Annotated in this window: 21 protein-coding genes; 13 read left to right on the top strand and 8 right to left on the bottom strand. The window is 38.4% G+C overall.

What is annotated here, in order from left to right:
* The first annotated feature begins 68 nt into the window (after positions 1 to 68).
* Positions 69 to 2,093, top strand: coding sequence for a M3 family metallopeptidase (locus Q4D72_RS04700; protein ID WP_303076406.1), 2,025 nt, complete (start codon positions 69 to 71; stop codon positions 2,091 to 2,093).
* 178 nt (positions 2,094 to 2,271) lie between these two features.
* Here the strand turns inward: Q4D72_RS04700 and Q4D72_RS04695 are convergent, their stop codons facing one another.
* The 3 genes from Q4D72_RS04695 to Q4D72_RS04685 all read right to left on the bottom strand — a co-directional run bounded on the left by Q4D72_RS04695 (position 2,272) and on the right by Q4D72_RS04685 (position 4,111).
* On the bottom strand, positions 2,272 to 2,919 hold the full coding sequence (locus Q4D72_RS04695) for an outer membrane beta-barrel protein (RefSeq protein ID WP_303076381.1): 648 nt from the start codon (positions 2,917 to 2,919) through the stop codon (positions 2,272 to 2,274).
* A gap of 10 nt (positions 2,920 to 2,929) precedes the next feature.
* Complete coding sequence (locus Q4D72_RS04690; protein WP_303076380.1) at positions 2,930 to 3,535, bottom strand: hypothetical protein; 606 nt, start codon at positions 3,533 to 3,535, stop codon at positions 2,930 to 2,932.
* Between the two features lie 66 nt (positions 3,536 to 3,601).
* Positions 3,602 to 4,111, bottom strand: a complete 510-nt coding sequence (locus Q4D72_RS04685) for a DUF6252 family protein (protein ID WP_303076378.1) — start codon at positions 4,109 to 4,111, stop codon at positions 3,602 to 3,604.
* Between the two features lie 229 nt (positions 4,112 to 4,340).
* Between Q4D72_RS04685 and Q4D72_RS04680 the strand changes: the two genes are divergently transcribed.
* From Q4D72_RS04680 to Q4D72_RS04645, 8 genes are all read left to right on the top strand, one after another.
* Positions 4,341 to 5,063 carry a nitroreductase family protein gene (locus tag Q4D72_RS04680; protein ID WP_303076377.1) on the top strand — a complete coding sequence of 241 codons (723 nt, stop codon included), beginning with the start codon at positions 4,341 to 4,343 and terminating at the stop codon, positions 5,061 to 5,063.
* Between the two features lie 67 nt (positions 5,064 to 5,130).
* A complete protein-coding gene (locus Q4D72_RS04675; RefSeq protein WP_303076375.1) occupies positions 5,131 to 5,823 on the top strand; it encodes a type 1 glutamine amidotransferase domain-containing protein in 693 nt (230 codons plus the stop codon).
* A gap of 118 nt (positions 5,824 to 5,941) precedes the next feature.
* Positions 5,942 to 6,571: a DNA cytosine methyltransferase gene (locus Q4D72_RS04670; RefSeq protein WP_303076374.1), complete on the top strand. Its 630-nt coding sequence runs from the start codon at positions 5,942 to 5,944 to the stop codon at positions 6,569 to 6,571.
* 4 nt (positions 6,572 to 6,575) lie between these two features.
* Positions 6,576 to 7,334 (top strand): DUF3883 domain-containing protein, encoded by a 759-nt coding sequence (locus Q4D72_RS04665; RefSeq protein WP_303076372.1) that lies wholly within the window; start codon positions 6,576 to 6,578, stop codon positions 7,332 to 7,334.
* A gap of 331 nt (positions 7,335 to 7,665) precedes the next feature.
* Positions 7,666 to 8,046, top strand: a complete 381-nt coding sequence (locus Q4D72_RS04660; protein ID WP_303076371.1) for a hypothetical protein — start codon at positions 7,666 to 7,668, stop codon at positions 8,044 to 8,046.
* Between the two features lie 376 nt (positions 8,047 to 8,422).
* A complete protein-coding gene (locus Q4D72_RS04655) occupies positions 8,423 to 8,791 on the top strand; it encodes a VOC family protein (protein WP_303076370.1) in 369 nt (122 codons plus the stop codon).
* 3 nt (positions 8,792 to 8,794) lie between these two features.
* Positions 8,795 to 9,391, top strand: coding sequence for a DUF2461 domain-containing protein (locus Q4D72_RS04650; protein WP_303076369.1), 597 nt, complete (start codon positions 8,795 to 8,797; stop codon positions 9,389 to 9,391).
* A 171-nt stretch (positions 9,392 to 9,562) separates the two neighbouring features.
* Positions 9,563 to 10,375: a helix-turn-helix transcriptional regulator gene (locus tag Q4D72_RS04645; protein ID WP_303076367.1), complete on the top strand. Its 813-nt coding sequence runs from the start codon at positions 9,563 to 9,565 to the stop codon at positions 10,373 to 10,375.
* Between the two features lie 14 nt (positions 10,376 to 10,389).
* Here Q4D72_RS04645 and Q4D72_RS04640 read toward each other — a convergent pair whose 3' ends face one another.
* The 3 genes from Q4D72_RS04640 to Q4D72_RS04630 all read right to left on the bottom strand — a co-directional run bounded on the left by Q4D72_RS04640 (position 10,390) and on the right by Q4D72_RS04630 (position 11,661).
* Positions 10,390 to 10,956, bottom strand: a complete 567-nt coding sequence (locus Q4D72_RS04640; RefSeq protein WP_303076366.1) for a Crp/Fnr family transcriptional regulator — start codon at positions 10,954 to 10,956, stop codon at positions 10,390 to 10,392.
* Between the two features lie 13 nt (positions 10,957 to 10,969).
* Positions 10,970 to 11,323 (bottom strand): helix-turn-helix domain-containing protein, encoded by a 354-nt coding sequence (locus tag Q4D72_RS04635; RefSeq protein WP_303076364.1) that lies wholly within the window; start codon positions 11,321 to 11,323, stop codon positions 10,970 to 10,972.
* 140 nt (positions 11,324 to 11,463) lie between these two features.
* Positions 11,464 to 11,661, bottom strand: a complete 198-nt coding sequence (locus tag Q4D72_RS04630; RefSeq protein ID WP_303076363.1) for a hypothetical protein — start codon at positions 11,659 to 11,661, stop codon at positions 11,464 to 11,466.
* Positions 11,662 to 11,976: 315 nt separating this feature from the next.
* On the opposite strand from Q4D72_RS04630, the gene abc-f reads away from it, so the two are divergent.
* From abc-f to Q4D72_RS04615, 3 genes are all read left to right on the top strand, one after another.
* Positions 11,977 to 13,563, top strand: coding sequence for a ribosomal protection-like ABC-F family protein (abc-f, locus tag Q4D72_RS04625; protein WP_303076362.1), 1,587 nt, complete (start codon positions 11,977 to 11,979; stop codon positions 13,561 to 13,563).
* Between the two features lie 291 nt (positions 13,564 to 13,854).
* On the top strand, positions 13,855 to 14,259 hold the full coding sequence (locus tag Q4D72_RS04620) for a hypothetical protein (protein WP_303076361.1): 405 nt from the start codon (positions 13,855 to 13,857) through the stop codon (positions 14,257 to 14,259).
* A gap of 86 nt (positions 14,260 to 14,345) precedes the next feature.
* Entirely contained in the window at positions 14,346 to 15,215 is an 870-nt protein-coding gene (locus Q4D72_RS04615; protein WP_303076405.1) for a pirin family protein, read from the top strand.
* 69 nt (positions 15,216 to 15,284) lie between these two features.
* Here the strand turns inward: Q4D72_RS04615 and hemC are convergent, their stop codons facing one another.
* Together hemC and hemA are read right to left on the bottom strand one after the other, a co-directional pair.
* Positions 15,285 to 16,193 carry a hydroxymethylbilane synthase gene (hemC, locus tag Q4D72_RS04610; RefSeq protein WP_303076403.1) on the bottom strand — a complete coding sequence of 303 codons (909 nt, stop codon included), beginning with the start codon at positions 16,191 to 16,193 and terminating at the stop codon, positions 15,285 to 15,287.
* Positions 16,194 to 16,214: 21 nt separating this feature from the next.
* On the bottom strand, positions 16,215 to 17,468 hold the full coding sequence (hemA, locus tag Q4D72_RS04605; RefSeq protein WP_303076360.1) for a glutamyl-tRNA reductase: 1,254 nt from the start codon (positions 17,466 to 17,468) through the stop codon (positions 16,215 to 16,217).
* A gap of 251 nt (positions 17,469 to 17,719) precedes the next feature.
* Here hemA and Q4D72_RS04600 point away from each other — a divergent pair, with 251 nt between their 5' ends.
* A complete protein-coding gene (locus tag Q4D72_RS04600) occupies positions 17,720 to 18,619 on the top strand; it encodes an AraC family transcriptional regulator (protein ID WP_303076359.1) in 900 nt (299 codons plus the stop codon).
* Positions 18,620 to 18,649: the final 30 nt, after the last annotated feature.

Here is an 18,649-nt window from a genome sequence, read left to right as displayed (position 1 = left end):
TACGAATGAAAATTAAATTAATAACTTTTTGTGCTATTATAGCCTTGAATCATCTTAACGCACAATCTATGAACGAATCTGTTTTTTCAACTCCTTATGAGTCAGCACCTTTTAATGATTACAAACCGGAGGATTTTAAACCTGCCATTGAGAAAGCCATTGCTGAAAGTTTGCAAGGCATTCAAAAAATTGCAAACTCAAAGGAAAAGCCGACTTTTAAAAACACGATTGAAGCATTGGCGTATAACGGACAAAAATTAAGTCGCATAACGTCCATATTTTACAATTTGAGCAGTGCCGAAACCAATCCGGCTTTGCAAAAAGAAGCACGAAACATTGCTCCGCTTTTGAGCGATTACCGAAATGATATTTCACTCAATGCCAGGTTGTTTGCCCGTGTTAAAAAAGTTTATGATCAGCGTCATAAGCTCAAATTAAATCCGGAAGAAACCACCTTGCTTGAAAAAACATACAAAGGTTTTGCCCGAAACGGTGCTAATCTGTCGGAAGATAAAAAACAACGTTTACGCGAAATTGACAAGCAAGCTTCAAACGCATCGCTTCGTTTTGGTGAAAATGTATTAGCTGAAACACAGGCTTTTGAACTTCATCTTACGGATGCTGCTGACGTAAAAGGATTGCCCGATTTTGCGTTGCAGGCAGCCGCTCAATTGGCTCAAAAACGAGGCAAACAAGGCTGGGTGTTTACTCTTGACATTCCCAGCTATGGGGCGTTTGTGAAATATGCCGAAAATCGTGAACTGCGCAAAAAAATGTACATCGCCTATGCAAGTCGTGGTTTTAATGGCAATGCCAATGACAATCAAAAGAATATCTTAGAAATTGTTGCCTTGCGTGATGAACGAGCCAAATTATTAGGCTATGAAAATTATGCCACTTTTGTTTTGGAAGAAAGAATGGCTGACACTCCCAAAATTGTGAATGATTTTTTGAATGATTTACTTGAAAAAGCCAAGCCCGCAGCCCAAAAAGAATTGGACGAATTGAAAAATTTTGCCTTTGAGCTTGACGGAATTAACGATTTTCAAAAATGGGATTTTGCTTTTTACAGCGAAAAATTAAAACAGAAAAAGTTTAATCTGGACGATGAAAAATTAAAACCGTATTTTAAATTAGAAAATGCCGTAAACGGAATGTTTAAAGTGGCGAATTTGCTTTACGGATTGAATTTCAAAAAGATAGATTCCGTTCAAAAATATCACGATGAGGTGGATACTTATTTGGTGTCAGACGAAAAAGGCAATTATGTGGCGCTTTTCTATACCGATTTTTTCCCCAGACCAGGCAAAAGAGCAGGGGCTTGGATGAATTCTTTCAAAAACCAATATCGCCAAAATGGAAAGGATTCACGTCCGCATATAACCATCGTTTGTAACTTTACACGTCCAACTCAAACACAACCTTCGCTGCTTACGTTCAATGAGTTACGTACGCTTTTCCACGAGTTTGGTCACGCCCTACACGGAATGCTTTCCGAGGTAACTTACCCGAATTTGAGCGGAACAAGTGTTTCGCGTGATTTTGTTGAATTACCTAGCCAATTGCTTGAAAATTGGTGTACTGAAAAAGAAGCGCTTTCGCTTTTCGCAACGCATTATCAAACGGGTGAGGTAATTCCGATGGAATTAATTCAAAAAATAAAAGAGTCATCATCATTTATGGAGGGGCTGCAAACAATGCGCCAGCTCAGTTTCGGTATGTTGGATATGGCGTGGCACACAGCCGACCCCGCCACAATTACCGATGTAAAAACCTTTGAACAACAGCAAGTTGCTAAAACCGAATTGTATCCTGAAATTCCGCAGGCTGTCACTTCAACGGCGTTTTCACACATTTTTCAAGGAGGATATGCCGCCGGATATTATAGCTATAAATGGTCGGAAGTGTTAGATGCCGATGCGTTTGATTTCTTCCTTGAAAAAGGAATTTTTAATAAAGAAGTAGCTAAAAGTTTTAAAGACAATGTACTAAGTAAAGGCGGAAGCGAAAAGCCGATGACCTTGTATAAGCGTTTTCGAGGAAAAGAACCTTCACCGGAAGCCTTTTTAAAACGCGCCGGACTTCTGAAATAAAACATCAAATCAATACAACCAAACAAGGCTACCTAAATGGTAGCCTTGTTTTTCATTTTAAGTAGACAACTTTGAGATGATTAGTTGGATTTTTCTGAAAATCACGATTTCTTCAAAGAAAGATGAAAACTTCCTTCAGTGATTTTTACGATTTTTGAGTTGGTATGGTTGATTTCTTTTAAAACCGATACCCAATTCCGGCACTGATGTAGCTCAGGCGGTAGTTGCCAATCTGTTTGTGTGTTTTTGCTTGTTTGATTTTCTGATTGTCGCCCCAGCTGTACGAAACCTCTACAAACCAGTTGTCTACAAAACGATAATCCGCCCCGAAACGCAAGCCGTAGCCACCCTTTAAACTCTTTTCAAGAGCCTCTTTCAAATCATTTGTATCGCCTTTTTTCATTGTGTCGGACGAAATTACTACATTATTAACGAGATTAAATCCGCCGAAACCTCCGACATAAATCCCCAAATTGTACATCGGATAAAATTTTAATCCCAAAGCCATATTGAGGTTTCCGTTGGTATTCTTGATGGAAGTATGAGGCTCAGTAGGCGTAAATTCCGAGTGCATTTGCTCATACAAAGCATCTATGAAATAGGCAAATCGCTCCGCAAATCGGACTTCAAACGAATAATTGGCATAAAAACCGTGCGAACTTTTCGTTTTCATTTCCCCTAACTGATTGATATTCATCGTAGGCATTCCGTGGCTGTACCCTGCTTTCACCCTCTGGAAGGTTCTTTTTTGAGCGTTTGCGTTGTAACTTACCAAAAGCATCAAAACCACGATGCCAAAAGTCATTTTATTTCTTAATTTATTCATAATAAAAGTTTTAAAGTCTAATTTTTCTAATTTCTCCGTCTTTTTTGATTTCCACAAAAGCACTTTCTACGGCAACTCCCGTGTAATTATAATTGTATTTTTCGTAAATGGGGTCGTAGCCTTTGTAATGCCCCAAGCCGTTCCAATAGTGCGTTCTACCGATTTCGCGCCGCCCCACGCCCGTTCCGCTGTACTGAAAACTCGTGGTTTCAATGTAATATTTGCCGGGTTTTATCTTCTCGAAAACAAATTCGCCATTGTCGCCCACTTGCGTTTCAATACGATAGCTAAACGCCTCTGCCGAGATTGCCGCTACATATTTCAGGCTTTCTTTGTACTTATTTCGGAGTTTGTAATAGGCTTTAAAATAATCAGTTACAGGGAAAAGCATTACCACCGTGCCTCTGGGAGCAAGGTGTTTTTCGCCCGTAAATTCTTTAATGCCTCGTGCGTGTGCGTATTCTCTGGTAACGGCAACGCCTTTTATGGTGCTGTTGCCGTACGCCAACTTGTTTTCGGCATCTTTTGCGTCAAATTTTTCTTTCGGAAAAACCTGCTCCTGTGCCGTAAGAAACAAAGGTAAAGCACATAAAATCAGAAAAATATACTTTTTCATTTCGTTTTTATTTGGCTCAAAGATAAGCAGAATAAAATTAAACTCTGTACTTTTGTCTTGAAAAAATCACGATTTCTTCAAAGGAAGATGAAAACTTCCATCGGTGATTTTTACGGTTTTTGAGTTGGTATGATTGACTCCTCTGAACTGAAAAGTGCCCGTTATACTGGTTTCGGTAATGCCCGTAATCACGATTTTCCCCTCCACAGCACCGCAAACCTCGTCGGCAATGGTGATGTTTTTGGCGTATTGAGCCGTGTTTTGAGGATTTTCAGGCTTTTTCAGGTCGTAAGTTCCCGGACCTTTAAAATCACTCATACTTACAGTGATGTTTTCCAAAGAATCATCATTTGACGGACAAGAAAATGTGATGTGTATCAAATCTTTTTCTTCATTGCCCACGGTTGCCCTGTATTTGTTGAAACTCGCTACGATAGGTTTGCCAACCACCGCCCTGTCATCTACCCGCATTTTTATAAAATAGCTCCCGTCGTCCGAGCCTTCGCTTCTGGAACAACCCACAAAAACAATTGCCAATAGGGCTAAAAACCAATAATTTTTTAATAAACTCCTCATTTTTAGATAATTTATAACTTAATGCAACAAAATTACAAAGGTTTTGCCGATTCATCACTTGACCTAAGTCAAAAAATGGTTTTGAGTTTTTAAAATAAATGATTGCATACGATTTATGAGCAAAATCCGTTTCACTCTTTTTTATGCTTTTTATAAGATAATAATGAAAATAAGCATATCTTTGCCCCCAAGATAGTGGAAATCACGTTTTTTTAGTAAATAAATTAAAATGAATTTAAAACAAATTTTAGAATATCGTAGGGCGACGCGTCATTACACTTCCGAGCCGATAGCAACCGAAAAAGTGAGGGAATGTTTAGAATTGGCAACGCTCACACCCACCAGTTCCAATATGCAGATGTACGAGATGGTGCATATTACCGATAAATCGGTTTTGGAGCAAGTCGCAAAGGCTTGTCTGAGCCAAGGAGCGGCAACCACCGCACAACAAATCGTGGTTTTCGTTACGCGACAGGACAAATACCGCCAACGAGCGAAAACCCTTTTGGAATACGAAAAGGAGAATGTCCGCCGAAACAGCCCCAAAGACCGCTGGGAACACCGAATGAAACGCTGGGAGACTTACTACGGAAAATATATTCCGTTTGTCTATGCGCGTTTTTTCGGGCTGGTGGGATTTTTGCGTAAAATACTGGCGTTTGGCATCGGACTTTTTCGTCCCATCGTTCACGAAGTCTCTGAAAATGACCGCCGTGTGTCGGTACATCAAAGTTGCGGAATGGTAGCTCAAACTTTTATGTTGGCAATGGCAGAACAAGGGTACGATACTTGTCCGCTTGGCGGATTTGACAGCCGAAGACTTAAAAAAATCCTCCGATTGCCGTCAGGGGCTGAAATCAATATGGTGGTAAGTTGCGGAATCCGCGATAAGAAAGGCATCTGGGGCGACCGCTTCCGTGTGCCGTTCGAGGAGGTTTATAGAGGGATTTAATGAAATTATTTTCAAGCTCTTGCAAAGAGGCTTTTTAGAAATTAATAATCAAAATAAAATAAAAAAAATGGCAGAAATTATAAAAATTCTCATTATCGTAACGGGTATAACGCACTATGAAAACGGAACACCTACGGGGTTGTGGCTCAGCGAACTCACGCACCTCTATGACGAGGCGAAAAAGGAAGGCTGGGAAATTACCATCGCCAGTCCGCAGGGAGGAAATACGCCCATTGACCCCGAAAGCCTAAAACCGATGTTGTTGGATAAAATTTCTAAAAAATATTATGAAGACGAGGCGTTTATGAAGGAATTGGAGCAAACAAAATCGCTTTCCGAAGTGGCTGATGAAACCTTTGATTTGGTGTATTTGGCGGGCGGACACGGCACAATGTATGATTTTCCGAACGATGAAACAATGCAGCAAATCGTCGCTGCGCATTACCAAAAGGGCAAGAAAATCGGGGCAATTTGCCACGGCGTAGGCGGATTGCTGAATGTCAGACTTTCCGATGGGAATTATTTGATAAAAGACAAGAAAATGACAGGTTTTTCGTGGTTTGAAGAAAGTTTGGCTTCTCGCAAAAAAGCCGTGCCTTTCAATTTAGAAAAAGAACTCAAAAACCGCAAACCTAACTACCGCAAAGCCTTTATTCCGATGACTTCCAAAGTGGTGGTTGATGGCAATTTGATTACGGGGCAAAATCCGTTTTCATCGAAAAAAATGGCAAAAGTAGTGGTTGAGGAAATGAAGAAATAAATTGTTTTTAGAACACAAAAATACTATTTTTTATGTTCCGTAGATTTATGTATGATACAAAAAACAGGAAATAAATTGTACTTTTGCATTTTGTAATTAAACACCAAGAAGAAAATCAGTGAGCAAAAAACTAACATTCATCGACCTATTTGCAGGGATTGGAGGGTTTCATTCGGCATTCCGAAATTTGGGAGCTGATTGTGTATTTTCCTCCGAATGGGATGCGAATGCCCAAAAAACTTATCAGGCAAATTATGGTGAAATTCCTTTTGGGGATATTACTTTGCAGGAAACGAAATCCTCTATTCCTCAGGGGTTTGAGGTGCTTTGTGCAGGTTTTCCGTGTCAGGCGTTTTCCATTGCAGGATACCAAAAAGGGGTTGACGACATCAGAGGTACTTTGTTTTTTGATATTGAACAAATAGCCGAGAAACATCGTCCGAAAGTTCTTTTTTTGGAAAATGTAAAAAATTTGGTAAGCCACGACAAAGGGAGAACTTTTAAGGTAATTACTTCCGTTTTGGAGGAAAAATTAGGTTATAAACTCTTTTATAAGGTTTTAAATACGATGGAATATGCCAATATTCCGCAAAATAGAGAGCGTATTTTTATCGTAGCTTTTGACCCAAAACAGGTAAAAAACTATGCTGATTTTCAGTTTCCAGAGAAAATAAACCTTACCAAAACCATTCACGATTTTTTGGAAGCAGGCAAACAAGATGATTATTTTTATTATCAAGTAGCGTAAAAATATGGCAAAGCACGAAAATTATGAAATATTGAATTTATTGGGCTACGGCTTGGCTAAATTTGATAATGAATTTATTGAGCAATTTGGTTTTAAAACCAAAAACGCTTTTTTTGAGTATTTTGTAACGCTTGGCGTTGTGGAAACAGGAAGTGTTGTCAAAAACAGAATGGATTTATTCGACCCTTTTTTCCCAAATAAAAGAAAGGGCTGGTGGCAAAAAGGCGATGCTTATATTCATAGAAAATTACTGATAGACAGTTTATTTGGAAATGAAAATGTGATTGAGTATGCAAATATTGTCAAGTTATTTCTAAAAGATAATTTTAATGCAAAAGAGATTTTTGTAGAGGTAAAACCCATCGTGAAATCAAGGTTTAAAAGGTTGCAAGAAACAGGATTGGAAGCAGAATTATATTTTATGAATAATTACAATTCCATTGATATTTTCAAAGGCGGGAACATTGAAGACGCACGGTTATATGGTGATGGCTATGATTTTCAAGTTAATGTAAATGAGAAATCTTTTTTAACTGAAATCAAGGGGATTAGAGCTAAAAAAGGAAAATTCCGATTAACGGAAAACGAATATCTAAAAGCCAAAGAATATGGAAAAGATTACATCATAACTTTGGTTTTGAACTTAGATGATTTACCCACTTTTTTACCGATAGATAATCCTTTAAAAAACTTAAAGTTTGAAGAAAAAATAATCCAATCAAAAGAGATTAAAGAATATCATTTAGTTTCTGCAATTTCTTAATTTTATTTCAATGAATGAATTTGAATTAGAGATAATTAGCGTTTTAAAACCTCCTATTCGTTTGGGATTTATGACTTCTTTGGAATGCCCGTGTTGTGAATTTCCGCTTGATGAAACTCTTGATTTAGACGCATTTGAGGTGGATAATGGAACAAAAATACATTGTGAAAATTGCAATACGATTATTAAATTTAAAATTGTGTTGAATGAGTAGTGAAACAAAGGAAGCAACACACCACGCCCTTTAAACGAGGTTTATATTCCCATTCCGAGAGAATTTCATCAAAAGCACCCAGATTTTTTCACTAAAAATATTTTTGAGTTTGAAAAAGTGCGTGAAAGCTACCAAGGAAGCAAAGAATACAAACCCGAAGTGCGTTTTCATCTGCAACTTCCTAACGGAAAACGCATTCCAGCATTGGTTACGCAAAGCAATATGAAAGGTTTGCAATCGGGAAGTAACACCGAAATTGACCCACAAACAGGCAAACGCTACGGACAATCGGCGTTGGGGCAATGGCTTTTGGTAGATGTTTTAGGCTTGAAAGACAGAAACTTAGTAACTCGCGAATGGCTGATGAAAAAAGGCACAGACTCTGTCCGTTTATGGCGAAACAAAGGCGATTATTCTACTATTTATATTGATTTTGCACCAGTTGGCTCGTTTGAAGCCTTTATGAATGATGAAGTAACCGAAATTTCGGAGGAGTAACGCAATAAAGCCTATGTCTCTATGCGGTTTATTTTTCTTCAACTTCTGAAAAAATTTTAACTTATTATCAAAAGTAGTGGTTGAGGAGATGAAGAAATAAATTGTTTCGGATATGTATTAAATCAAGATGATTTTCGGTACTAATTCCCCTTTTTAAGCAGTAAGATGATGTAAGTTTTAGGGAAAATTTTGCATATTTCCTTATATTTTAGCAGGCTTCCTTCTTCAAAGGAGAATTGTGGAAAGCTATAATTTAAAGTGAGTTAGTCATATTTACGATTTACATAACATTAAAAAACGCGTTTTGTCGTTTTTTTACAATTTTCGGATTTTGAGGAGCTTTACCTTTGCATTTTCAAAATTAAATCGTCAAAATATGCAAAATTTAGTGAATTTTATCGACATTCCTGCGGTGGATTTCCATCGTGCCGTAGCATTTTACCAAACCATTTTGGATTTGCCCATTCACGCCACCGAGGTTTTTGGTTCGCCAATGGGATTTTTCCCCAGCGATGGCAAAAACGCATCGGGGGCAATTGTACAAGGTGCTGATTACAAGCCTTCTACCGAAGGAGTTTTGGTTTATCTCAACGGCGGAAACGACCTGCAAACCGCTCTGAGCAAGGTAGAACCCAACGGCGGAAAAATCCTCGTTCCCAAGACTTTCATCAGCGAAGAAGTGGGATACATCGCCATTTTTATTGACACCGAAGGCAACAAAATGGCTTTACACTCAATGAATTAGCCAATGGAACAGGTTTTTGATTTTTTGAGAAAACTCCGCGAAAACAACCGTAGGGACTGGTTTCTATCGCACAAAAGCGATTATGAAAAAGCCCGTGAAACGGTTGTTTTCTTTACGGAGCAATTACTTGTGCAAATGGCTGATTTTGAGCCGAAAATGTTGCAAGTAGATGCCGAAAAATCGCTGTACCGCATTTATCGCGATACGCGTTTTTCAGCCGACAAATCGCCTTATAAAACGCATTTTGGTGTGCGGTTGGGCAACGGGAAAAAGCATTTTGAAGCAAGGTATTACCTTCATATTCAGCCGAATGAATGTTTTTTGGCGGGCGGAATTTATATGCCTGAAAAAGAGCGGTTGGAGTCCATTCGAAAGAAAATTTCTCGTCAATGTACTGATTTTCGTCAGGACAACAAACTCAAACGCCTGCCCTCAGGATTTGACAAAAACGACCCAATGGCGGACTATCTGAAACTCAAAAACTTCGTAGCGATTTGTCCCATTTCGGAAGCTGATTTTCTAACCGCTGATGCCCCCAGAAAATTCGCCCAAATTTACCAATCACTCAAACCTATCAACGATTTTTTGGAGGGAGACTGAAAGGAGCGGAAATATTTCGTTCCTTTTTTTATTTTCCTAATTTTGAACTACATAGCTCTTAATTTTTTTTCATTACGATTTACAAAAAATTTATATCTATATGGTTTTGAAATCCTTTTTTTGTATTTTCTCCCCAAAAAGCACCAAATTTTGTATTTTTGCAAAAAAACAATGAATTCCCAGATAATCACACCACATATTGATTTACAGGATTTTGTGAAGAGTTTTTGGGTTTTGGAAAGTGCCAAAAACCATACGCCCAAACGAAATACCATCGTTCCTGACGGCTGTATGAAAATGATTTTTCACTATGGGGACGCGTATCGACATCATTCGGCTGAGAGAAGTTTTTTGTTGCCTAAGTCATTCATTGTAGGGCAATTAACCAAACCTTTTGAGGTAAAACCTACTGGCGAAACAGGTACGCTGCTCGTCTGTTTTTACCCCAACGGACTTTTTCCTTTCGCGGATTTCGATTTTAAAAAAATTGAAAATTCCACCGTTGAATTGAGTCAAGTATTTGGAAATGAAGGAGAAACACTCGCCCTAAAAGTGTTGAACGCAATCACCAACACCGAACGGATTAAAATCATAGAAATTTTTCTGCGGAATCGTTTAACGGATTTTAACACTCAAAATGCCATTGTAAAATCCACGATACATTCCATCTTAAAAGCTGATAAACAGCAATCTATCGCCGAAATTTCGCAAGGAAACAACATCAATCAGCGGTGGCTGGAACGCAAATTTTTGTCGGCAGTGGGATTACGCCCCAAGCAATTAACAAAAATCGTTCGGTTGCAAAAAACGCTTAAAACCTTGTTAAACAGCAGGGTAACCTCGCTCACGGCTTTGGCTCACGAAAACGATTATTACGACCAATCGCATTTTATCAAAGATTTTAAGGAGTTTACTGGCTTCACGCCCAAAGAGTTCGACAAAGAGCCCCTAAAAATGTCGCTGATTTTTGATAAAAATAATTGAAAATCAGCGTTTTGTTACTTTTTCCGAATGCGACTTAAAGTGGCATCGGCAATTCCCAGAAAACTGGCGATGTATTTCAGCGGAATATCATAAACGGATTTGGGTTTTTCAGCAATGAGTTTCCGGTAGCGTTGTTCGGCACTAAGAGTCTTAAAATCAAGCATTCGGGTTTCCGAAAGGAAGAGTTCGCGCGTCATCCAGTAGCGTCCCCATTCGCGAAAGGCGGGCATCGAGTGGTATAGTTCCTGCACCGTATCCCAATGGAAACTCCATATTTTACAGTCGGTTACGGTCTCCAAGAACTCGGGTGAGGGCATTCGTCCGAAGAAAGAAAGCGTTTCGATGGCAAGTTCGTTTTCAAAGAAAAGTCGTGTGGTGATTTCGTTATTGTCCGAATCAAAAGTGTAGGCACGCACCACACCCGCCTCAATGATGTAATTTTCGTTGGAAACATCGCCTCGTTTGAGTAAAATAGTGCCTTTGGGCAACTCTTGATAACGGTGTTTTTGGGCGAGTATGTCCATTTCTTCATCAGAAAGCTCCGACGGCTGATAAAATGTTGAAAATAGGTTTTTGTTCATAATTTATTGGTTTTCAGGTTTTTATTTTGCACGACTCCACGAGTTTTTCGCGGTGTTTTTTGCCCCATTCTTGCAGGGCGGTGAGCATCGGTTTGAGGTCTTTTCCGTAAGGGGTGAGGCTGTATTCCACCGTAACGGGAACGGTAGGGAATACCTCTCGATGTATTAGTCCGTTCATTTCCAAATCTTTAAGGGCATTGGAAAGGGCTTTTGGCGAAATGCCTTTCAACTCGTTTTCAAGCTCTTTAAAACGTTTTTTGGTGTTGCAAAGGCTGTAAATTATCGGAAATTTCCACTTTCCGCCGATGACCTCAATCGCGTCCAAAACCGATTGTACTTCCGAATATTGATTTTTTGTTTGTTCCATCGTTCTAAAAATTAGGGCAAAAATACGGATTTTTTGCAGGTAAATGGAATGGTCAAACTTAATAATTTGTCTTTTTATTTCTGTAAAATTTTCATCGGAACTGAAATACAGCTATGAAAGGAAAAAGTATGCGTATTCATTTACAACCGATTCGAGCGGTTGATTAGCTGTCTCCATTCCTGTCCGTACCAATCGGTGATGGGAAGTCCGTTGATGGTGAGGAGCGGTCGTTTCTTCTCATCCTTGATGTTACGAATTTCGCTGTCCTCTTCCGTAAACTCTTTCTTGCACAACCCCGAATAGGCTTTAACCGTTCCTCGCTGGGGAGCGGACGGCAAGCGTGGGCGTGTATTTGCGAGGTTTGCCGTCCTTGTAACTGTTTTTGTTGATAAAATGAACTGGATTTTTTGTAACTTTGCAGAAAAATAAATTGAATAATTAATTGCCTGATATTAACGATAAATGTAGCTTTATTGCGTTTATTGGGGGGGGCGGCTATATTACGAACGACCGTACTAAAAGAAAAAAATCATATATTTGCAGGCACAAAACTTAAACAATACGAAATGTAAAATATAATTTTTTTTCAGACAAATCAGAACAACAACCGCAAATCGGTTGCTGTATTGTTTCATCTTTTAACGAAAGGAATTATGCTTACTTTACAAAACATTTCATATACACACCAAAACAAAGATTTACTGTTTAGCGACATCAATCTTGCAGTAAATAATCACGAAAAAACAGCGTTAATCGGCAACAACGGAGTAGGAAAATCTACTTTGCTCAAAATTATTGCAGGCGAACTTCAACCAACATACGGACAAATAATCGTTGAAACCGAGCCGTATTATGTTCCGCAAATTTTCGGACAATTCAATCATTTGAACATCGCACAGGTGTTACTAATTGAAGACAAATTGAACGCTTTGAAAGAAATTTTGAACGGAAACACAAGCGAAGAAAATTTCAATTTATTGAATGACGATTGGACAATAGAAGACCGTTGCAAAGAAGCATTGAACTATTGGCAATTAAACAATTTGGACTTATCGCAAAAAATGGAAACATTGAGTGGCGGACAAAAAACAAAAGTTTTTTTAGCGGGAATTTCCATTCATCAACCCGAATTGGTTTTATTGGACGAGCCAAGCAACCATTTGGACGTTTCGGGCAGACAACTTTTATACGATTTCATTCAAGCAACAAAAGGTTCCTTAATTGTTGTCAGTCACGACAGAAAATTGCTCAACCTTTTAGACACAGTTTGCGAATTGAGTAAACAAGGAATTAAAGTTTATGGCGGTAATTACGACTTTTACAAAGAGCAAAAGCAAATTGAAAATAACGCCTTAAGTCAAGACATTCAAAGCAAAGAAAAAGCATTGCGAAAAGCCAAAGAAAAAGAACGTGAAACAATAGAACGACAACAAAAATTAGATACAAGAGCACAAAAGGGATTAGGAAAAGCAGGACTTCCAAAGATTGTTTCTAATACTTTGAAAAATAGTGCAGAAAGAAGTACAGCTAAAATTGCAAGCGTTCACTCTGAAAAAATCGGTGGTATTTCACAAGACTTACAAGAACTTCGTTCTGCTCTGCCCGACATTGATAAAATGAAATTTGGTTTTGGCACTTCAGCATTACACAAAGGGAAAATTTTGTTTACGGCAAAAGACATCAATTTTGCTTACAACACGCAACCGCTTTGGAAAGACAATTTGAATTTTCAAATTACAAGTGGCGAACGAATTGCTTTAAAAGGACAAAATGGTTCGGGTAAAACAACTTTGATAAAACTCATCTTAGGCGACATTAAACCACAAACAGGAACAATTTACCGAGCAGACAACAAAGCTGTTTACATTGACCAAGACTATTCTTTGCTTGATAACAAACTGAAAGTTTACGAACAAGCCCAACAATTCAATGGTTCTTCATTACAAGAACACGAAATCAAAATCCGACTAAATCGCTTTTTGTTTACAAAAGACGATTGGGACAAATCTTGTAGTGCGTTGAGCGGTGGCGAGAGAATGCGTTTGTTACTTTGTTGCTTGACAATAAACAGTAAATCCCCTGATATTATTATCTTTGACGAACCGACAAACAATCTGGATATTCAGAATGTAGAGATTCTAAGGACAGCAATAAATGAATATCAAGGAACGCTGATTGTTGTTTCTCACGATGAAACATTTTTGGAACAGATAAACATTGAACGGACAATTGAACTCTGACAAAAATACAGCCGCTAACAAGGGTTTTGGCGTAATGGGGCTGACGTTCAAGCGGGAAAGTCCGCAGGAACTTTCCCGCCCGAACGCCAAGCTGTGAACCGTTAATGAATGAACTTATCTTTACAATCCCCCTTGGGCGCTCGGAGCGTTGTTTGCGTACATCATTAGTATTTGCTAAAAACCCATTGAACCTCAATAACTATATCAAAATATAGCAAGTTTAAAAAATACAATTGCTGAAAAAGGTATTGTTTATTGTCGTACCTTTGCATCAGAAAAAAAGGAGATAAAATGATGAAACGAAATGTTATTTTAGTGGTATCAAAAAACGATACACTGGTGCGAAAATTGATGAAAATTTACACTTCTGTAACTTTTGAATTTACAAACGACACCGAAGAAGCCATCGAAAAATTGAACCTCGTGGCGGTGGGAGCGGTTCTGGCTGATGCCTCACTCGAAACCGAAGAAATCGGAAAATTGCAAAAAATAGCTCAGATTTTGCATCAAGAAATGCTTTTTGAAACCGCTAACTTTGCCGATGAAACCGATTTGGAAACCAAAATCCAAACAATGCGAACCGAATTGTTCCGCCGAAGAATGGGAGCATACAATTTTGAGGACAATCCCAACTTGAACAATCCGTTTTTGAATTTGGACAAAACCAATGTTTTCAATCAAAAAAAAGAAAATTAATGAATTGGAAACACGGAATTTTAGCAAGTTTGGTGTTGCTTGTAACATCTTGTAAAACAGCGAATAACAAATTAAAAGAAAATAATATGAACACAAAAACAGTAGAAAAAATCGTTCGTCCGGGTACGCCTCATTTTGTGGGCGACGGATTTAGAGTACATAATTTCATTCCCGGAACTTCGTCAATGGAGCGTATGGATCCGTTTATTATGATGGACTACAATTCGCCTTACGTGTTTCCGCCGAGCGAAATTCCCAAAGGCGTTGATGTTCACCCACATAAGGGCTTTGAAACCGTAACCATCGCCTACAAAGGTAAGGTGGAACACGCCGACAGTTCGGGCGGAGGTGGTGTTATCGGCGAGGGCGATGTGCAGTGGATGACCGCAGGAAATGGCGTTTTGCACAAAGAATTTCACGAAACCGAATGGAGCAAAACAGGGGGCGAATTTCAAATGGTGCAGTTGTGGGTGAATCTTCCTGCCAAATACAAATCAACTCCTGCCAAATATCAAGCCTTGAAAAATGCTGATATTCCGAAAGTTAGCATAGCCAATGGCAAAGGAGAAATCTGTGTAATCGCCGGGGATTTCCAAGGACAAAAAGGAGCGGCTTCGACCTTTTCGCCTATCAATATGTACAATGTAACTTTGCAGAAAGATGCTGAAATTGAGCTTTCTTTCCCAAAAAATTATACCACCAATTTGATAACCATCAAAGGAAGCATCAAAATAAATGATGAAAATGATGTTCCGACCGACCATTTTGTGTTGTTCCGAAACGATGGCGAAAACTTTACGCTTAAAGCCCTGACCGATACTAAAATATTGGTTTTGAGTGGTGAACCGATTGGCGAGCCCATAGCGGCACACGGACCTTTCGTGATGAACACTCGCGAGGAACTAATCCAAGCCTTTAAGGATTTCCAAGACGGAAAATTCGGACAGTTAGAATAAAAAAGAAAACGAAAAAACTATTCTCATTTTGAGAATAGTTTTTTCTTATATAAATATGACTGAAAAATTTTACGATACGATTTTCTGCATTATTTCCTTCCCGCCATTGTTGAGTATCTTTTCGGCGCATTCTTTTCCAAAATTTTGAAAATCAGATTTTTTAATTGATTTTGCGATACTTACTTTTTCTTTTCCGTCTAACGAAAATAAAGCGCCTTCAAAATAAATTTCATCATTTTGGAATTGCGCCAATGCCCCAATCGGAGCGGTACAACCACCTTCCAGCACTTTTAGAAATTGCCGCTCGACGTGCGTACAAATCTCAGTTTCAGCGTGATTTAGTTTTTCAACGGCTTCACACGAAAAAGCATCTTTTTCATTAACCACCACAACCACAGCACCTTGTGCGGGTGCGGGAATCATCCAGTCCAGAACGATGTGATTATCAGGCTTTTTATTGATGCGTTCCAAGCCGGCAGCTGCAAAAATAGCTCCATTCCAGTTGTTGTCGCGTAGTTTTTGCAGACGCGAATTTACGTTTCCGCGTAGATTTTCAACCGTATGTGTGGGATATTTATGTAACCATTGTGCTTTGCGTCGTAAACTTCCGGTGGCGATGGTGGCAGCGTTTTGTAAAAAATCCAGATTTTCTTTGTATACAAGAATGTCTTGATAATCAGCACGTTGTAAAACGGCTTTTTGTACAATTCCTCTCGGGAGCGAGGTAGGCACATCTTTCATACTGTGAACGGCGATGTCTATTTTGCCCTCAATCATCGCAATATCAAGGGTTTTGGTGAAAATTCCGGTAATACCCATTTCATAAAGAGGTTGAGTCAGAATAAGGTCTCCTTCTGATTTAATCTTCACAATTTCAGTTTGATAGCCCAATGCTTCCAACTTATTTTTAACAGTATGAGCCTGCCATAGGGCAAGCTCACTATCACGAGTTCCGATACGAATTGATTTCATTGTCAATGGTTTCATTTAGGTTTTGAGTTAATTTTCAACAACTTCTAACTGAAAAACTTGTTGCATCCAATTGATACTCTCTTCCGAGGCTTGGGTTTCTTTCAGATGATTAACAAATTGCGTTGTGATTTTTTGGATGATGCGATTGCTGATAATTTCGGCTTGTTGCTCGTTAAAATTATCAATTTTTTTACGCTGAAAATCCAGTTCGGCAATTTTAAGGTGTTCCAATTTGGTTTTTAAGGCTTTAATGGTTGGTGCAAACTTGCGATTATCAAGCCATTGAAAAAAATCGGTTTTTGTTTCATCAATGATTTTTAAGGCTTCGGGGATAGCTTCTTTGCGGCGTTCAAGTGTTTCATCGGTAAGTTTTGAAAGCACGTCCATATGAATGAGATTTACCCCTGCCAGCTGATTTACGTTTTCATCTACGTTCTTAGGGACGGATAAATCCAAAATCAGTAAATTTTTATTTTCAGGTATAAGTGATTTGTTTACAGTGGGTTGTGGTGCTCCTGTTGCAACAACAAGCACATCGGCTTGGGCAATTTCCGTTTGTAAATCTTCGTAATTTTTTACCACCAAATTGAACTTACCGCCAATTTTTTCGGCTTTTTCCCGAGTGCGGTTTATGAGTGTAATGTGTTTATTTTCAGTATGTTTTATTAGGTTTTCACAGGTGTTTCGCCCTATTTTTCCTAAACCGAAAAGTAAGATGTTTTTTGCTGAAATATCAGCAACGTTTTGCAAAATGTATTGAACGGCAGCAAACGAAACTGAAGCGGCGCCAGCCGAAAGGTTGGTTTCGTTTTTGATGTGTTTGCTGGCATTTATAACGCTGTTAATCAGGCGTTCCATAAAGGCATTCGCCAACCCTTTTTTTCTTGAAAGCGAAAAACTTTGTTTTATTTGTCCGATAATTTCAAAATCGCCTAAAATTTGGCTGTCCAGCCCCGTGCCAACCTCAAAAAGATGGTTTACGGCATCTCGGTTCTTAAAAACATAGCCAATACGCTGAAAATCATCAACTGAACCGTTTGAAAATTCACACAATAGTTGAATAAGCTGAAAGGGATGCTCGGCATAACCGTACAATTCGGTGCGATTGCAGGTTGAAATTACCAGCAGTTCGTCGATGCTTTCAGCTTTTGCTCTATCCAATAGAAAATCTTTATTTTCAGCCGATAAACTAAACAGCCCGCGCATTGCGGCATCAGCTTTTTTGTAGCTCAGCCCAATGCAGTAAAAACTTCTATTTTTTGATAAATGGTATTGATTCATAGTGTTTTATAAGAAAAACGTATGATGCTAATTTTAAATAAGTTTCGTTGTTAGTAAAATCAGGTGATTGTCAAATCACTGTGCAAAAGTAAGCACTTCGGAAAATAAAAAATAACGCTGGAAGTACTTTTTTTGTCGCCCTGTATTGGGGATTCAATTTTTTATTTTATATTTGCAGTCAAATAATTAATTATCAGATATATATGTTATACTGTTGTATTGAAATATAGAATAAATCTAAATAAAATTATATGGAAAAATTAAAGCAATTATTTTTGAAAAATACCGCAGAAGGTACTTCGCACGTGCATATCATAAGTAGCGATATGATTTTTATCAGAACGGAAAATAATTCGGCTTTTGAGGAAGAATTTAAAAAAGAAATTAATCAGAATTTTATTCAAATTCACTTCACAATCAAAGGAATAGCACATTTTTTGTTCAACGAAGGGAGTTATAAAGTATCGCTTGCCAACCAGCGGATGTTGTTGCTTTACAATCCGCAAAAGGCATTGCCTTTGCATCAACTTACCACACCCAAATCGCAAGTGGTTTCACTGTTGATTTCCATTCAAAAATTTCACTCTCTTTTTTCAAGTGAAGCAGGGTATATTGATTTTTTGAGTTTGGAAAATAAAGACAAAAAATACTACAATGAAGATGGTATTTTATCAACAATGATGGTGGTCTTACATCAGATGTTAAATGCTGATTTTCAAGGTAATTTGCAATCACTTTACCTGAAATCCAAGGTTTATGAATTGTTGGTTTTGTATTTCAATCGTTCAAGTGGCGTAGATGCGGAACAATGTCCTTTTTTGGCTGATGAAGAAAGTGTTTCAAAAATTCATCAAGCCAAAGAAATCGTAATTAAACGAATGGCTGACCCACCCGGATTGCAAGAGCTTTCTAATGAAATAGGCTTGAATATCAAAAAGTTAAAAGAAGGTTTTAAGCAAATTTACGGTGATTCAGTCTATGCTTTTTTGTTTGATTATAAAATGGAAGTGGCTCGCAAAATGCTTGAAGGTAAAGAATTGAATATTAACGAAGTAAGTATGAGGGTTGGATACAGCACCCCGAGTCACTTCATTGCTGCTTTTAAGAAAAAATACGGCGTAACACCTAAAAAATACCTGATGAGTTTGTAAAAAATAAAGGGCAATGAAACTCGCCCTCTG

This window comes from Capnocytophaga sp. (assembly GCF_030532915.1).
Taxonomy (GTDB): domain Bacteria; phylum Bacteroidota; class Bacteroidia; order Flavobacteriales; family Flavobacteriaceae; genus Capnocytophaga.
This window is presented reverse-complemented; position numbering and strand designations above follow the sequence as displayed.

Coding starts and splice junctions, on each gene's coding strand:
- Q4D72_RS04665 (WP_303076372.1), top strand. CDS start 6,576: ATGGCAAAGCACGAAAATTATGAAATATTGAATTTATTGGGCTACGGC.
- Q4D72_RS04700 (WP_303076406.1), top strand. CDS start 69: ATGAACGAATCTGTTTTTTCAACTCCTTATGAGTCAGCACCTTTTAAT.
- Q4D72_RS04680 (WP_303076377.1), top strand. CDS start 4,341: ATGAATTTAAAACAAATTTTAGAATATCGTAGGGCGACGCGTCATTAC.
- abc-f (WP_303076362.1), top strand. CDS start 11,977: ATGCTTACTTTACAAAACATTTCATATACACACCAAAACAAAGATTTA.
- Q4D72_RS04675 (WP_303076375.1), top strand. CDS start 5,131: ATGGCAGAAATTATAAAAATTCTCATTATCGTAACGGGTATAACGCAC.
- hemA (WP_303076360.1), bottom strand. CDS start 17,468: ATGAATCAATACCATTTATCAAAAAATAGAAGTTTTTACTGCATTGGG.
- Q4D72_RS04645 (WP_303076367.1), top strand. CDS start 9,563: ATGAATTCCCAGATAATCACACCACATATTGATTTACAGGATTTTGTG.
- Q4D72_RS04690 (WP_303076380.1), bottom strand. CDS start 3,535: ATGAAAAAGTATATTTTTCTGATTTTATGTGCTTTACCTTTGTTTCTT.
- Q4D72_RS04640 (WP_303076366.1), bottom strand. CDS start 10,956: ATGAACAAAAACCTATTTTCAACATTTTATCAGCCGTCGGAGCTTTCT.
- Q4D72_RS04650 (WP_303076369.1), top strand. CDS start 8,795: ATGGAACAGGTTTTTGATTTTTTGAGAAAACTCCGCGAAAACAACCGT.
- Q4D72_RS04655 (WP_303076370.1), top strand. CDS start 8,423: ATGCAAAATTTAGTGAATTTTATCGACATTCCTGCGGTGGATTTCCAT.
- Q4D72_RS04635 (WP_303076364.1), bottom strand. CDS start 11,323: ATGGAACAAACAAAAAATCAATATTCGGAAGTACAATCGGTTTTGGAC.
- Q4D72_RS04615 (WP_303076405.1), top strand. CDS start 14,346: ATGAACACAAAAACAGTAGAAAAAATCGTTCGTCCGGGTACGCCTCAT.
- Q4D72_RS04685 (WP_303076378.1), bottom strand. CDS start 4,111: ATGAGGAGTTTATTAAAAAATTATTGGTTTTTAGCCCTATTGGCAATT.
- Q4D72_RS04620 (WP_303076361.1), top strand. CDS start 13,855: ATGATGAAACGAAATGTTATTTTAGTGGTATCAAAAAACGATACACTG.
- Q4D72_RS04600 (WP_303076359.1), top strand. CDS start 17,720: ATGGAAAAATTAAAGCAATTATTTTTGAAAAATACCGCAGAAGGTACT.
- Q4D72_RS04695 (WP_303076381.1), bottom strand. CDS start 2,919: ATGAATAAATTAAGAAATAAAATGACTTTTGGCATCGTGGTTTTGATG.